This is a genomic window from Vibrio sp. CyArs1 (assembly GCF_022432925.1).
Taxonomy (GTDB): domain Bacteria; phylum Pseudomonadota; class Gammaproteobacteria; order Enterobacterales; family Vibrionaceae; genus Vibrio; species Vibrio mediterranei.
Map to the genome: position 1 here is coordinate 482,599 of NZ_JAKRBO010000002.1, position 15,133 is coordinate 497,731.

At 42.5% G+C, this 15,133-nt stretch carries 13 protein-coding genes; 9 read left to right on the forward strand and 4 right to left on the reverse strand.

Features of this window, described 5'->3' with window-relative positions; genetic code table 11:
* The first annotated feature begins 20 nt into the window (after positions 1–20).
* From MMA19_RS08875 to MMA19_RS08890, 4 genes are all read left to right on the forward strand, one after another.
* A complete protein-coding gene (locus tag MMA19_RS08875) occupies positions 21–1,349 on the forward strand; it encodes an anaerobic sulfatase maturase (protein ID WP_088877515.1) in 1,329 nt (442 codons plus the stop codon).
* A gap of 2 nt (positions 1,350–1,351) precedes the next feature.
* Complete coding sequence (locus MMA19_RS08880; RefSeq protein WP_240206020.1) at positions 1,352–2,341, forward strand: tetratricopeptide repeat protein; 990 nt, start codon at positions 1,352–1,354, stop codon at positions 2,339–2,341.
* A gap of 7 nt (positions 2,342–2,348) precedes the next feature.
* The gene (locus tag MMA19_RS08885) at positions 2,349–2,747 is read left to right on the forward strand and encodes a hypothetical protein (protein WP_240206021.1); all 399 of its coding nucleotides are present in this window, start codon (positions 2,349–2,351) and stop codon (positions 2,745–2,747) included.
* A 141-nt stretch (positions 2,748–2,888) separates the two neighbouring features.
* Positions 2,889–3,791 (forward strand): LysR family transcriptional regulator, encoded by a 903-nt coding sequence (locus MMA19_RS08890; protein WP_038231195.1) that lies wholly within the window; start codon positions 2,889–2,891, stop codon positions 3,789–3,791.
* A 113-nt stretch (positions 3,792–3,904) separates the two neighbouring features.
* Here MMA19_RS08890 and MMA19_RS08895 read toward each other — a convergent pair whose 3' ends face one another.
* A complete protein-coding gene (locus tag MMA19_RS08895; RefSeq protein ID WP_240206022.1) occupies positions 3,905–4,894 on the reverse strand; it encodes a hypothetical protein in 990 nt (329 codons plus the stop codon).
* Positions 4,895–4,909: 15 nt separating this feature from the next.
* The gene (locus tag MMA19_RS08900) at positions 4,910–5,980 is read right to left on the reverse strand and encodes an efflux RND transporter periplasmic adaptor subunit (RefSeq protein WP_240206023.1); all 1,071 of its coding nucleotides are present in this window, start codon (positions 5,978–5,980) and stop codon (positions 4,910–4,912) included.
* 133 nt (positions 5,981–6,113) lie between these two features.
* On the opposite strand from MMA19_RS08900, the gene MMA19_RS08905 reads away from it, so the two are divergent.
* A complete protein-coding gene (locus tag MMA19_RS08905; protein ID WP_240206024.1) occupies positions 6,114–7,001 on the forward strand; it encodes a LysR family transcriptional regulator in 888 nt (295 codons plus the stop codon).
* A 19-nt stretch (positions 7,002–7,020) separates the two neighbouring features.
* On the opposite strand, the gene MMA19_RS08910 is transcribed toward MMA19_RS08905, so the two are convergent.
* Together MMA19_RS08910 and MMA19_RS08915 are read right to left on the reverse strand one after the other, a co-directional pair.
* Positions 7,021–7,623, reverse strand: a complete 603-nt coding sequence (locus MMA19_RS08910; protein WP_240206025.1) for a response regulator — start codon at positions 7,621–7,623, stop codon at positions 7,021–7,023.
* Positions 7,624–7,640: 17 nt separating this feature from the next.
* Complete coding sequence (locus MMA19_RS08915; RefSeq protein ID WP_240206026.1) at positions 7,641–9,476, reverse strand: sensor histidine kinase; 1,836 nt, start codon at positions 9,474–9,476, stop codon at positions 7,641–7,643.
* A gap of 170 nt (positions 9,477–9,646) precedes the next feature.
* Between MMA19_RS08915 and dsrO the strand changes: the two genes are divergently transcribed.
* The 4 genes from dsrO to MMA19_RS08935 all read left to right on the forward strand — a co-directional run bounded on the left by dsrO (position 9,647) and on the right by MMA19_RS08935 (position 15,116).
* The gene (gene dsrO / locus MMA19_RS08920; RefSeq protein ID WP_198557936.1) at positions 9,647–10,414 is read left to right on the forward strand and encodes a sulfate reduction electron transfer complex DsrMKJOP subunit DsrO; all 768 of its coding nucleotides are present in this window, start codon (positions 9,647–9,649) and stop codon (positions 10,412–10,414) included.
* Complete coding sequence (nrfD, locus tag MMA19_RS08925; protein ID WP_240206027.1) at positions 10,411–11,508, forward strand: NrfD/PsrC family molybdoenzyme membrane anchor subunit; 1,098 nt, start codon at positions 10,411–10,413, stop codon at positions 11,506–11,508. Before dsrO ends, nrfD begins: the two co-directional genes overlap by 4 nt.
* Positions 11,509–11,525: 17 nt before the next feature.
* Positions 11,526–14,618 (forward strand): tetrathionate reductase subunit A, encoded by a 3,093-nt coding sequence (locus MMA19_RS08930; RefSeq protein WP_240206028.1) that lies wholly within the window; start codon positions 11,526–11,528, stop codon positions 14,616–14,618.
* A gap of 255 nt (positions 14,619–14,873) precedes the next feature.
* Positions 14,874–15,116, forward strand: coding sequence for a hypothetical protein (locus tag MMA19_RS08935; protein WP_006071766.1), 243 nt, complete (start codon positions 14,874–14,876; stop codon positions 15,114–15,116).
* The last annotated feature ends 17 nt before the right edge of the window (positions 15,117–15,133 follow it).

A 15,133-nucleotide genomic window follows, 5' to 3' on the forward strand; every position in this document is an offset into this window, starting at 1 on the left:
AAACACGAGAAAGGTTATTTATGAGTGATACCAGCCCTGTAATTCAAGCGGGACCACAATTTAATGGCAAACCATCTAAGCGCATGCATGTAATGGCAAAGCCGATTGGCGCAGCATGTAATTTAGACTGCGATTACTGTTATTATTTAAGTAAAGAAGACCTGCTTGAGTATAAAAAAGGATGTTCACCAAAACTGGATGACCAAAAACTAGAAAAATTCATTAAAGATTATATTCAAGGCCAAAATACACCGCAGATTACTTTTTCATGGCAGGGCGGCGAAGCTACTATGTTAGGTCTTCCTTATTTTGAAAAGATCGTTGAATTTCAAAAAAAATACCAACCTGAAGGTGTAACTATTTCCAACGACCTTCAAACCAATGGCACCCTTTTAAATGACAAATGGTGTAAGTTTCTCAAACAGAACAACTTTCTTGTTGGCTTAAGCATTGATGGTCCTGAACTGCTGCACAATACCTATCGTACCAACAAATCTGGTCGTGGTACCTTCAAGCAAGTAATGAGAGCTGTTGAATTGTTACATAAACACCAAGTAAGCTTTGCAACACTTACCTGTGTGAACAATATAACTAGTCGCAACCCATTAGAGGTGTACCGCTTTTTAAGGGATGTAGTGAAGTCACCTCAGATGCAGTTCATCCCAATTGTTGAAATGAAAACCTTCCGCGAAACTGCACCAAATACTTGGCAGATTGACGAGAGATTAATGCAAGGTGACAAACGCCTTATTCCAGGCTACAAAGACTCCGTAGTGGAACCGTTCTGTGTTTCTGATCATGCATGGGGCAATTTTCTCATCGCTATTTTCAATGAATGGATATGTAACGATGTGGGAACCGTATTTGTTCAGTATTTCGAAGCATTTCTTGAGGCGTGGATGGGACATAGAAACCCTCTTTGTACTCTGGGTGAAATGTGCGGAAAGGGCTTAGCGATGGAACCTAATGGTGATGTATACACGTGCGATCACTATGTTTATCCAGAGTACAAAATCGGTAATATTGCCGAGACCGAACTCGAAAACATGGCGTTCTCGGCTAAACAACAACAGTTCGGTACAGCGAAGTCAAAATCCCTCCCTAAACAATGCAGAGAATGTGACTATAAGTTTGCATGCTTTGGAGAGTGTCCAAAAAATCGATTCATCAAGACCAAAGAAGGCGAAAATGGCCTGAACTACCTGTGTGCGGGATGGAATAAGTTCTTTCGTCATGCAGATGCAGGCTTTGCATTTACACTGCGAAGACTTGGTTTACCCGTCGCTCATGGAAAGCATAGTGACCAAGCCCTAATCGATAATCAAATAATCTCTGAACACAAGGCATAGGCATGAAGTCGTTATCTTTAATCTTTATTGGTTTGTTGTCGTTTTCTGTGTTTGCTTCAGGAGTACCGTCTGAAAACTTCAATCCAAATAAAAATGATCCTGCATATGTCGCTCAGGATAAGTCTCAGCCAATCGAGCAACGAATTGACGCGTTAGAATCGTTAAGAATCACGCCTTCCCAAAATGCTCTAATAGCCATCGCTCGAGCACTCAAAGAGGATAATGAACGCATTCAACATGCTGCAATAGTAGGTAGTGATGGGTTAGCACTCGACTATCGTTGGGAGCTCATTTCACCTTTTTTAGGTGATACTAGCCCGACCTTAAGCTATGCGGCAACATACAGCTTAGCAAAGATGTATCCGAAGTTAACAACATCTATGAGACACAAGCTTGATTTATATATCCCGAAACTAGAACAGTATTACAAATCGAAGCATGACGCCTTTTCAACCTTTAAACTGGCTGAAGTGTATCAAGCATCAGGTGACACTAAAAAAGCAATAACGACCTATAAATCACTTATTGAAGAAGACTCAAGTAATCAAGCTTTTTGGGTTGGATTATCGGAATCCTATCGCGCAGACAGTCATACTGACAAAGCTTTAGATGTACTGAACGAAGGCATTCTGTTAAATCCCAATGCTTCACAACTGTATTACGCCAGAGCACTTGCTCGTGTACGAAATGATAACAAACGCGAAGCGCTTTCCGACTTCAAATCCGCTGCCATTTTAGCTGAAACGAATAGCTATTATTGGTATTTATATGCCGTAGCGCAAAAAGGTTTTGACCTCGAAAAATCTGTGCCGCTTTTCGAACATGCGTATCAACTGTCAGGCTCTGCCGAGCAACTGTACACACTATGTAGTGTTTACATAGAGTCGAACAATACGGCTGCCAAGTCTTGCCTAAATGAGCTAAAACCTAGAGTACCTCAGGCGAATTATGATGCTTTACAGTATGAACTTCTCCACAAAACAAAGAGATGATAACGATATGTACAAAGTTACGCAGTTAAAACGATGCTTAACCCTTTTACCAATGATAGTGGCACCGATTAGCTTCACAGCCGATGCAGGACAATTGTTAGCTCAACAGCAAGAGGTTTCCGCCGTGACCAATGCAAACGCGTCATACTATAGTGCTTTTAAGCAAAGTAACGAGGATAACTGGGTTTACCAATTAGCCCAAAAAAACGAACTGAAACAACACTGTTATTTGTCTAAAGATAAATCGTTACCTCTGGGCAAACAGATTAGTTACCTAGGAGTCGAAATGACGTGCATACAAATAGGAAAGTCTAGCCGTATCTTTTGGCCAACTAGATGGGTGGAGCACTGCCAGTCGGTAGGAAAGCCTTACAACATCTGTATGATAGACGACATCAAAACATAGATAAGTAAACTTCAACAGACTTCTCGTTAATCGTAATACATCCCACCAGCAGTAACTTTCTCATTACTGCTTAAGCCACAAATTGACTATCATACATATAGAATGCATTATCATTTTGTAATGTTGCTTAAAGAGTAGGTTATGGATCTTAATTTATTAAAAACCTTTGATGTTGTAATGAAGTCTAAAAGCGTTAGCGAGGCGGCCGAGGTCTTAAATATTACTGCTCCGGCTGTGAGTCACGCTCTCAACCGCCTTAGAGATCAGTATCAAGACCCTCTTTTTATTCGACAAGGCAGAGGGATAACGCCTACCAATTTTGCTCTTCAACTGCACAGTGAAATACAAGGCCCCTTGAGTTTTCTGCTCAATGGCACTAGTTCTAAACAAGAATTTATTCCTTCTAAGAGTCAAAGAACTTTCCGCATATCAAGCCATAAAGATTTTGATTTGATGATGGTACCTGCGATTACCAAATATAAGCAGAAATACGCTCCTCATATTACGATTCAAGCAGACGTAGAACACTTGAACGAAGCAGATAGACAAGATGACCTTCGCCGAAGAACCGTTGATGTCATTCTGGCGACCGTTCCCCTCTCTGAACACGGCTACCACAATGAACTTATAATGGAACAAAAAGCAGTTGTTGTAGCGAGTAAGTCGCATCCTACTATTCAAGATTCATTATCTTTCGATGACTTTATGCAAGCGCATCACGTTACATGGCGCAGCCAACGTCTTAGTACTCATACATTAGACTCTCTTGCTATCGAAGGCCAACTTCCAACTAGAAAAGTAGCCTATTCTACAGGTTCACTGCTAACAGCCATGCAATTGGCTTCAGAAACTGAGTGGCTTAGTGTATGTGGTGAATGGTATGCAAATAAATTTTCGGAACGATTAGATTTGAATGTACTCCCATTACCATTTTCTGCAAAGAAAGTTCCCATATACATGACATGGCATCAATCACAAAAGAAAGATAAAGGTCATGAGTGGCTTCGTGAAACGATTAAAACTATATTTAAGAGCATCGGATAGTACTCTATTACTGTACTCACATTGAATGTTTGAGCTAGCACACTTTCGGTACCTACTTAAAACATCATATTGATACTCTTATCCTTCTACAAAATAACTAGTCGTAGAGTAATTTACATACGCTTGAACCACGATAGACACCATGGCAGCAGCACAATCATGAGTGTACCCAACCCCCAAATAACACCCATATTCGCAGCTCGTCGAATAAATGGACCAATATCGAACCCACTTGAATGAGTGTACAGTGTAAACGGTGTCAGCGTAGCTGCTAGGAGTCCAATTTCGAAATTTGGTATTTTCTTGGAGATTTTCTCCGAACTATGAGCAAAGTAAAATACAACAATGGAGAAGCCAAATATCACTAGCGATAGCATCAGTATATTTTGGCCATGACCAGCCACAAGCATATGTAATACTAGCGCAATGAAACAGCCGGATACCTGCAGCGGTAAGATACTTTTTAGGCCTTTTATGATCGAAGCATAATCTGGTCTACAAACAATACTTATGATCACTGAAAGGCAGAATATGGCCTTGCCAACTTCAATCGATAGAAAGTAAACCAAGGATAGAGATATGATGATGGTGGATATCACATTCAGAGTCTTAGAACGCTTGGCGACTTTTTGATTTTGTCTGGATGACATTTGGTTAGTTGGGGTCGGCAAAATCCAAAAAATAGCTTTTGCTAGTAGTAGCATCATGAACGCGACATGTAGAAGTTGGTAAAAATACAACTCCATCGAAGTTCCATATGTTGTATTGATAAGTCCATAACAATATAAAAATAGCGGCGCCGTTGAAAATGATGCAAGTTTTTCAATTCGCAAATAGCTATATATGACGAAAACCGAGATTACTATTAACGCCCACTGGTTATGGTCGAGTATTGTCGCAGCCAAGGAGCCCGAAATAAAATAGATGCTAACTAAAGATATGAACACTAATGATTTATTCAAGCTAAACTTATCTCGTAAGATCAAAGCTGGACCTAAAAAAACACTAAATACTGGCATTCCTAAATGCAGCATATCAGTGATAACAATCGATAGAGTAAAGAACAGTGCACTTCTTATCATTGGTGCTTTTATGTTAAACATAGGATATATCTTTCATTAGTATAGGTAACGAAATAATGCAATAATATGCATCGTCATATATGAAAACGAATTCCAGTATTTGCTATCGTCACGAACTACCATTACTGTTGCTCGAGAACCTGAAATTAAACTGCTATCAACATCTGGCATATTTAGAGTAGAGCGAACATATTGGCTTTTGCGTACCCATCTATCTCCCTGAGTTACCGTAGCAGTCTCTCCTAACTTTTGATCGCCAACCCCAGTTACAGTTATCGCTTGGTCTATGCTAGTTACTTGTGTCTTGAATATTCTGCCGGGTATAGCATCAAACACAACCAAGCAATTCGCATTGGGTAAAAGATCTAAACCTTTTTCGTTAAAATCAGCGACGAGCTGTCTCTGTGATTGAGAGGTTATGACGATTTGCGGTGAGTTCTTTGATACAAAATGACCTTTTACGAGCTGCATATTGGTAATTACTCCGTCAAATGGAGCATGTACTGTAGCTTTATTAAGGTTTTTCCTAGCTTTTTCTAATATAGCTTTCCCTAACATCAGCCCACCGTTTCCACCTTGTTCTGAGCCAAGCTTAACGTGGTTAATCTGTAACTTGATTTTAAGTTGTTCTATTTCTCTTATTTCATCAATGTATGCTGTGTAAGCATCATCATATTGTTGCTGGTTAATTGCTTTATTACGTAAAAGGGTTTTCATCCTCATATAGTGCTGTTTTTTATTACTGGCAATTTCTGTTTTTTGCTTTATTTCGCTTTCAATCAAACCCATTTCAAGTTCAATCTTCTTAAAGTTCTGTTCTAGAATAATCAAATTTGCATAAGCGGTATCGTACTTAGATTGAAGTTCATCAGTTTCAATTTTAAAAAGAGGGTCACCTTTTTTAACAAATTGACCATTTCTTACGTATATGTGCTCTACCACACCGTCAATATCAGTAGATATTTTCGATATATCACTTATCACGTAACTATCCGTTGTAAATGGAGAATACAAGTCACTAAGAATCATGCTGACAGCAGATATTACCAATAGAACAATGGCAGCTAAAGTTAGAGGTTTCGAAAGATTATGGAGAGTTAAATTCATCTTAGAATGTCCTTCATTCGGTACTATTAACGTCAATACCCAGAAAGAGCAAACTACAATCAGATACTGTGTATTGATTTCATATTATCTACATATAGACTTATGGTTAAATGGCTCGAAATCAGGAACAGTTTTGCACAGAAACAATAATCGCTTTGACTTAAATACACTTGTCATCTTTCGGCGTGTAGTAGACCTAAACTCGTTGTCTAAAGCCGCTGAAGAGCTAGGAATCAATGCCTCTACTGTAAGCCGTAAGATATCAGAAATAGAAGCATACTACGGCGTTAAACTCCTCATACGTTCAACACGAGCACTTGACCTAACTGAGGAGGGAAAAGCACTCTACCGCTACTGTCAAAATGTGGACGATGTGTTAAGACGTTCAGAAGATGAAATAATGCTCCACCAACTGGAGCCCACAGGCATTTTGAAAGTTGTCGTACCCGTTGACCTTGGTAACCTCTTACTTCAAGACGCCCTCGTGAGTTTTTCCCGAAAGTACCCTGAAGTTTTACTCGATCTTGATTTTTCTAATCGGCAAGTCGATATGCTTGAAGAAGGCATCGACATTTGGTTTTGTATTGGAGAAGTAAGTAATAAGAGCTTGATTTCAAGTGAGTTACTATCATATAAACGATACCTTATGGCATCAAAGACATATCTTTCAGAATATGGCGACATTAGCTCTATTGCTGACCTAAAAGCGCCTCATAGACAGCTCAAATCTAAAAATCCATTCATTTATCAAGAGTCAGATAAGTCAGTACTTAAACAGCTACCAGTGGCATTGACAGTCAATAGCGGCTATACCATTTTCAAAGCTTGTGCTTCAGGCCTAGGACTAGCTTTCATCATGCCTAACCTAGTAGAAAAATACGATACCGATAAAACGCTAGTGCCTGTCCTTCCAAACGAAATCTATCAGCAATCGTCTGTTAACATGGTATACAAAGAGCGAAAGCTAAAGCCAATGCGCGTTGAATACTTCTTAGCTCACATGAAGAGTTACTTTCTTTAATGAGGTAAAATTCCTTCGACTAGCTGTTTTTGGTCAAACCATAAATAAACGCCAACTCAGCCACCGTTTTTGCTTTGAATTTTCTCAGTAAACTGGCTCTATGAACTTCCACCGTCCGCATAGCGATACACAATTCATCAGCAATGCGAATATTGCGCTTTCCGGCTATGATCAAGCGCAGAATATCTTTTTCTCGCGGTGTTAGCGACGCATACGCGTTTTTTGCTTCCATTGTATCTAGGTTGGCAGATGACTGAGCCAACCCTAGGACTATCGCTTGAGCTAACTCTGAACCTTTCACTGGTTTTTGGAAGAAGTTGACGGCTCCAGACTGTAAGGCATCTACAGCCATTGGAACATCACCATGTCCCGTCAGATAAATAACCGCGAGTGGACTGTGTGCTTCTGTCAGGATTTGATGTACTTGTTGGCCGCGAAGCTTTGGCATACGACTATCTAAAATCACACAACCCGCTTGTTGGATATCAGCGTTATTTAAAAAAGTCACACCATCAGGAAAGCTGGTTACATTAAAGTCCTGCTCTTCAAGCATAAACGCCAATGAATCTCTGACAGATTCGTCATCATCAACGACGTATACAGGCAGTTGGTTATCACACAATTTATATCACTCCTTGGCTACTCGTCGGTGAGCATGGTGTCTGCTGGTGGATGGTATGGCAAAGTAATCACGACTAAACAGCCATGCGGCTGCGTTGATTGTATTTGTAACTCTCCGTTGTGCATCTCCACTACATCGCGGCATATTGCCAGGCCTAACCCTAGGCCATCTTTTTTACTGCTTATAAAAGCTTGCGTCGGGTTATCTTGCTCCAAACCAGTGCCGTTGTCTGCGATTCGAATAGATAACATTTGAGATTGATACTCAGTATGAAGAGCTATCGTTCCTTTATAGTCACGTTGTTTTTCAGCAAGCTTTGAGCAGGCCTCAATAGCATTGTTGATCACGTTAACAAGTACTTGTTGTATACCCACCGCGTCAACATTGACGAGTCGTTGTTGCCCTTCTGTACTCCGAACCGTCTCAATACCATTTTTGTCTAATCGATATTTAAGTAGCTCGATACTATCCCCTAGCAACTGTTCAACATCACATTCTGTCTTCGCAATCGCACGTTTCTTTATGAGATCCCTTAGTCTGCTGATAATTGCATCGGCGCGCTCAACTTGGTCTTGGATTTTTTCCAACACTGGCACGATGTCTTCTGGAGGACGCTTTTTGGCAAGGCGCAGCAAGCCACCTTCACTGTAGTTTCGAATGGCAGCTAATGGTTGGTTAATTTCATGTGCCAAACTACTGCCTAATTCACCAATAATCGCAACTCTCTGTGTATGTTCTAACATTTCACTTTTTTCTTTGAGGCGCAGTAATGTCTGTTCTAAATCGTGTTTACTCTTGCTAAAACGATATTCAAGCCAAAAGTGATACACGTTCAATACAATCACGAATAAAAACAGTGTCCATGCCCATTCTTGATGCAATCTTAACCAACGAATCGCTTCCTTCCACCAAGGCTGCTGAAGCGGATGCAAATCCATAGCCTGAAATAGTTTATCAATGGAGAGTAAACTAACCGGAGAAGTCCAGCCTGACGCTTTTGAGGCAATCGCAGCTGGGCTGTCAGCAGGCATAGCAAGCAAAGCTCGGCTGATTTCTTTGGCGAGTTGAGATGAGCCGCGTTCAGTTTTTGCAAACGACCAGTTAGGATACAGAGGTGTAGAAACAGCACATGATGAATGCGTTTGTTCAAGAGGGTTCAGCACACGCAACAACCCTTTATCTATCAATCCTTCCTTCTCCATTTGTTCCAACAAGCACGCTGGTACAACCGCCGCTTCTACCGCCCTATCACGAAGTTGATATAGGTTGGCATCAATTGGAAACCCCAAGTAGCGCACATCGGAGAAGAAACTATTAGGATCGCCTCCGTCGGTTAGAACTTGGTATCGCATCGTTAGATATCCACCAAAAGCATCTTTAGAAACAGCAGCAATAGATAAACCTGCAACGTCACTTGGTGTCTTATATGGGGAGGCAGACCGAACAACCAAAGCCGAACCAATGCCGTAGTTTGAGCGTTCTGGTGCTTGACTTACTATCGTCGCTATCCACGATAATGGGTATTGACGACCTAATTGAACGGCTTGCCCTGGATTCGTCAAAATGAAATCCATACGCTGCTCTCTAACCGATTGCGCCATTCCATCAAGATCTAAAGGATGCAGTACAAAATGCGCGCTAGGGATCTGTTGATTTAACCAATCAATAGTCGGCTGCCAACGTTGCTGAGCATATAAATGCCCTCTGATAGCTAATACCCCTACATCCACTTGTGCCTTAGTTGTTGAATCTATCTTCGTCCCTTGGTCTTGCTGCCCTGCATAGGCAAATCCAGTTATCGTGCCAACGATAACCATCAATAAACGAACCCAACGTAGCGTGCTTCTCACCATGAATTGTTTTTAATCCTTAAGATTTAGAGCACCAGAATAGCAGCAATAGAGGCACTTCGGCATTTGTCTTAGATCAACTTTGATCGTGGTATGTGGAAATCCACTATATCGACAGCGAGTAACAATTCTGACAATACCAACAGGCTTTCATTAATCTTAGCAGGTGAGTTATGGATTCCACCAAACGTCGCTTTCTTAGCGCCATTACAGCTGGCGCTGCCCTCATCCCTGTTGCAGGCGTTGGTACAGCTACCGCCAGTACAGTTATAAGGAACAATCAGGAACCCAACCGAAAAGGCCAAACTGGAAAACGATTTGCCATGATTGTCGATCTTCGAAAATGCGTAGGGTGCCAAGCATGCACAGTCGGTTGCAGTATCGAAAATCAAGCTCCAATTGGTCAGTTCCGAACCACGGTAAAACAGTATGAAGTCACTTTGGATGACGGCTCAACCGCTACCAAAGAAGTGAAATCCTTTATGCTGCCGCGCCTTTGCAACCATTGCGATAACCCGCCTTGCGTAGCAGTTTGCCCAGTTCAAGCTACTTTTCAACGTGAAGATGGCATCGTCATGGTTGATAACAGTCGTTGTGTTGCCTGTGCTTACTGCGTTCAAGCGTGTCCATACGACGCGCGTTTTATCAATGAAGACACTTTGACTGCAGATAAATGTACCTTCTGTGCACATAGGTTGGAGCAAGGCTTACTACCTGCCTGTGTCGAGACTTGTGTTGGAGGTGCACGTGTCATTGGTGACCTGAATGATCCCCACAGCGAAGTTCGACGCTTAATGAGCGAGCATAGTGACGATATTAAGGTGTTAAAACCGGAAGAAGGAACCGATCCCCACGTGTTTTATATCGGCATGATTGAACGTTTTACTCAGCACATTGAAGGTCAACCCGCTATTTACGAACCACAAGGAGAGCAAGTATGAACATTACTGAAGTTCTAGTTCAACCTCAGGCTATCGCATGGCTCCCGTGGGCGGTACAGTACTTTTTTTACATTGGCTCAGCCTATGCTGCAGCTATTTTGTTTTTGATTGCTCTCACGTTTCAATCTCACACCAGCCATCATTTGCGCGCTGCTTTAGCACTGACCTTGGCCATCGGTGCGATTGTTGGCCCACTTGCCTTAACCGGAGACTTACATCAACCAGGTAGAGCTTGGCATTTTTACGCACACTTAACACCTTGGTCTTGGATGTCTTTAGGTTCGATTTTTCTACCTCTATTTTCGTTATTGGCGATAGCGACAGCTTGGCTTTATCTTCGAAATGACCTAGTTGCGCTGCAACATCAGAACAATAAACTGCTTCGACTCTTTACTAAGTTATCACTAGGTCAATGGACCACCAGCCGTAAACTAATGATGAGTGCAGCCATTGCCACCGTGATTTCTGGTTTGACAATTGCTCTCTATACCGGCGCAGAGATAGCCGTTGTTCAGTCTCGTCCATTATGGAATCAACCTGCCTCGCCACTCATTTGGTTCGTCACAGCTTTCTCAGCAGCAATTGGCTTCACTCTGCTAATTCTGCTCCTTATTCCCTCAAAACCGAAAGCACTGTCATTGGGAGATACCCGTCTAGTGAAACAGACTATGATATTGAGTAGCGTATTAGCCCTCATATTAATCCCTCTTTGGGCATCGAATAATTCCGCGTTTTCACTTTATGCCAACTCGCAGTGGGTTAATAAAATTGCACTGCTTACCGTTCTGCTTGTTGCCAACATACTGTTGTCGCTCTTCTGCCTACGCGACAACAAAACACATTTTTTCTATTTGTTTATCTTGTCCTTTATCTGCCTTGTCAGCGCATGGAGTGTTCGCTGGGTCACCATGATAGAAGTACAAACCATCGCGAAATTTGATGTTGGTCCTTACCCTTATCACCTTCCTGTGGGCAGCAATGGCTCGCTCGGGATTATAGGTATGTTTGGCCTGTGGATTGCTCTTGCTTTACTTTGCTCTGAGCTTGTTCAGCCTAAACAGAACATCAACTCCACTACCCTAAACAAACACTGATTTAAGAGGATTTCACTATGGATAACAAACGTCGTCAGTTTCTGAAATCTGGCCTAGCTGTCGGTGGTCTGGGTGCTTTTTCAGCTGGCTATTCAACCACTACTAAGCATATGTTCGATGGAGTCGTTGAAGGCACTGCAGGACAGAAAACCAGTAATATTCACCATGGAAACTCACTCGAACCTGAATACAAAGTGACCCCAACGGGCGACCTAATACCAAACCCGAACCAGCGCGTGGCACCTTCTATGTGTTTTGGATGTTGGACCTTATGTGGTTTACGTGTACGTATCGACAATCGCAATGACGAAATACTGCGTATTGCAGGTAACCCATACCATCCGCTCTCTCATCAACAGCATATTCCATTCAATACGCCTGTTAAGGATGCTTATCTAGGCATGGCAGGCGAATCTGGCCTCGAAGGACGCTCTACAGCTTGTGCTCGCGGCAACGGCATGATGGAGATTCGCAATAGTCCCTATCGAATTACACAACCATTGAAACGTGTGGGCAAGCGAGGTGATGGGAAATGGCAACCCATCAGTTATGAGCAATTGATTCAAGAAGTCGTACACGGCGGAGACTTATTCGGTGAGGGGCATGTCGAAGGTCTCAAAGATATTCGAGATCTTGTAACTCCTGTCGATGCAGATAACCCAGAATATGGACCTAAAGCCAATCAACTTTTGATGACCAACGCTGGTAATGAAGGTAGAGATGACATCTTTAAACGATTTGCCTTCAACAGTTTTGGAACCAGAAACTTCGGCCATCACGGCTCATATTGCGGTTATGCGTTCCGAGCAGGCAGTGGTGCATTTATGAATGACCTAGACAAATTTGCCCATCTTAAACCTGACTTCGACAACGCTGAGTACATCATTTTCATCGGCATGTCTCCCGCTCAAGCTGGTAATCCGTTCAAACGTCAAGCACGCCAACTTGCTAAAGCACGAACAGAAGGCAAGCTTACCTACACCATAGTAACTCCGAGCTTGCCGGCAGGCTCTTCTAGTCTCGCTGCAGCTGATACCAACCATTGGCTACCTATCAAACCAGGGACAGATTCCGCATTAGTGCTAGGAATGATTCAGTGGATCATCAAAAACAAGCGCTACAATGAGAATTTCCTAAGCCAACCTGGTGTGAATGCCATGCATAACGCGGGTACCGCACATTGGTGTAACGCTACGCACTTGGTGATTAGTGACGAAAATCATCCGCGCTATGGTACATTTTTGCGCGCCTCCGATTTAAACCTTCCATTCGAAGGTGAAGCGCTATCTGACAACGATCCTTACGTGATTATTGATGCGCGATCTGGGCAATTTGGTTTAAACACACAAACGGGTTCAGCGGAGTTGTTTGTTGACCAAACCGTCGAGCTATCCTCAGGCAAAGTCCGAGTTAAATCGTCTCTGCAGCGATTAAAAGAAGAAGCTTTTAAACATGATTTAAACTTCTATAGTAAACAGTGTAAAGTCCCCGTTAATGAAATCACTGCTTTGGCTAAGAAATTCACAAGCTATGGCACTAAGGCGGTAGTGGATACACACGGTGGCAACATGCACACCAATGGGTTCTATAACGCGTTTACCATAATGATGCTCAATGCGCTCATCGGTAATATCAACATGAAAGGAGGCGCAATGGCGAAAGCCGGCGGCTATCCTACATCTGCTGCTGGCCCGCGTTATGACTTTACGAAGTTCCCTGGCAAAACTGCGCCAAAAGGCGTTTTCTTGTCACGCAGCAAATTTCCATATGAAAAGACCAATGAGTACAAACGTCGTGTTGCAGCTGGAGAATCCCCATACCCTACACGAGCGCCGTGGTATCCGTTTGCAGCGCCTTTACTGACTGAGCACTTATCCGCTGCCATTGATGGTTACCCGTATCGCATTAAGGCATGGATTAACCATATGGCAAACCCTATTTACGGTGTACCAGGACTAAAGACATTATTAGAGGAAAAGCTAAGAGATCCGACACAACTCGGATTAATTGTCTCTGTCGATGCCTTTATCAACGAAACCACTGCATTATCTGATTACATCGTACCTGATACTGTCACCTACGAAAGTTGGGGGATGGCAACACCTTGGCATGGTGTTCCAGTAAAAACTGTAACTGCACGTTGGCCTATCGTCGAAGCTCGAACAGAAAAATCTGCCGACGGTCGCTCTATCTGCTTAGAAAACTTCTTAATCGATGTCGCTAAAGAAATGGAATTGGGAGGTTTCGGTGAAAAAGCAATTCGAGATACCAATGGTCAATGGCATGGGATCCATTCTGCGGACGACTATTATTTGCGTTCAGCCGCTAACCTAGCTTATGTGAAAGGTGGAGTACCTGACGTCAATGCAGAAGACATCGCCTGGTCAGGCTTAGAACGACTACTACCGAGTATGCAAAAGACATTAACACCAGAGGAAGTGAGTCGCGTCGCTTACATTTTCGCTCGAGGAGGACGATTTGAAAATGCTACCGAGGCTTATAAAGGCGAACAGATGAAGTACAAATGGTCTCGTCCGCTTGCTGTTTGGAACGAGCGTGTGGGCAGCTCAAGAAACACAATGACTGGTGAATACTACAGTGGCTGCCCTACATGGCACCCGCAGAAGCTAGCGGATGGGACACCATTAGAAGATCGCTATCCAAAAGACAAATGGCCATTTAGCTTAACAAACTTTAAATCCAATATTCATAGTGCAGTCTCCAACCTTTCACCAAGGTTAAACTCAATTAAAGGTATCAATCCGGTCTATATTCATCCAGATGATGCCAGCAACGCAGGAATTAAAACAGGTGATAAGTTCATCATCGAAACGCCTGGAGCGAGTACCACCGCCCTTGCGATGATTGTGCCAGGAATCCTTCAAGGCACACTTGGATTCGAGCATGGTTTTGGGCATACGGAATTAGGGCAACGAGCTCACTGGATTGGTGACAAGCAGCAACCTATCAAAAGTCGTCAAATGGATGGAGTAAATATCAATGACATCGGCTTAACTGACCCTACCCGAGAGGGTAAAGGCGTCATGCTGGATTGGGTTGTTGGCGCCGCTGCTCGCCAATCATTGCCCGCGAAGATTCGCAAAGCTTAATCTACCTCGACTATTTCTTTAGGGCTTCTTTCAGCTTTAGAAAGAAGCCTTTTTTATCATTATTTGCGCTCAAGCCACCAGCACAATTACACACATACAAGTCTTATTGACATATTTTCAATCTTGTCTTTTTGACAAAACAACAATCAAAAAAAACTATAACCAACTGTAATAAAACAAAAATAAAACGTGGCACAGAAAATGAATTAAGTAAGAGTAGTATCAAATAAAAACAATACCCTAGTGAGGTAACTTATGACTGCTCAACATAATAAATTCAACTTCCACCACCTACTCACTTTCTCAAACATCGCATTAGTGGCCACCTTTATTGCCATGATCGTGAGTATTCTGGTGTCTTACCCCTATGCACACCTGTTTACGCTACCTCAACAAATCGCTGCGCACATTAGTACTATCGTCATCGCGGGCTTGCTGAAAGTGAGTTATGTTACGCGCTGTCTCGCTCAGTACAATTTAGGATTAGAAGTTCGCTAAGGAGACGAAAAGTTGGC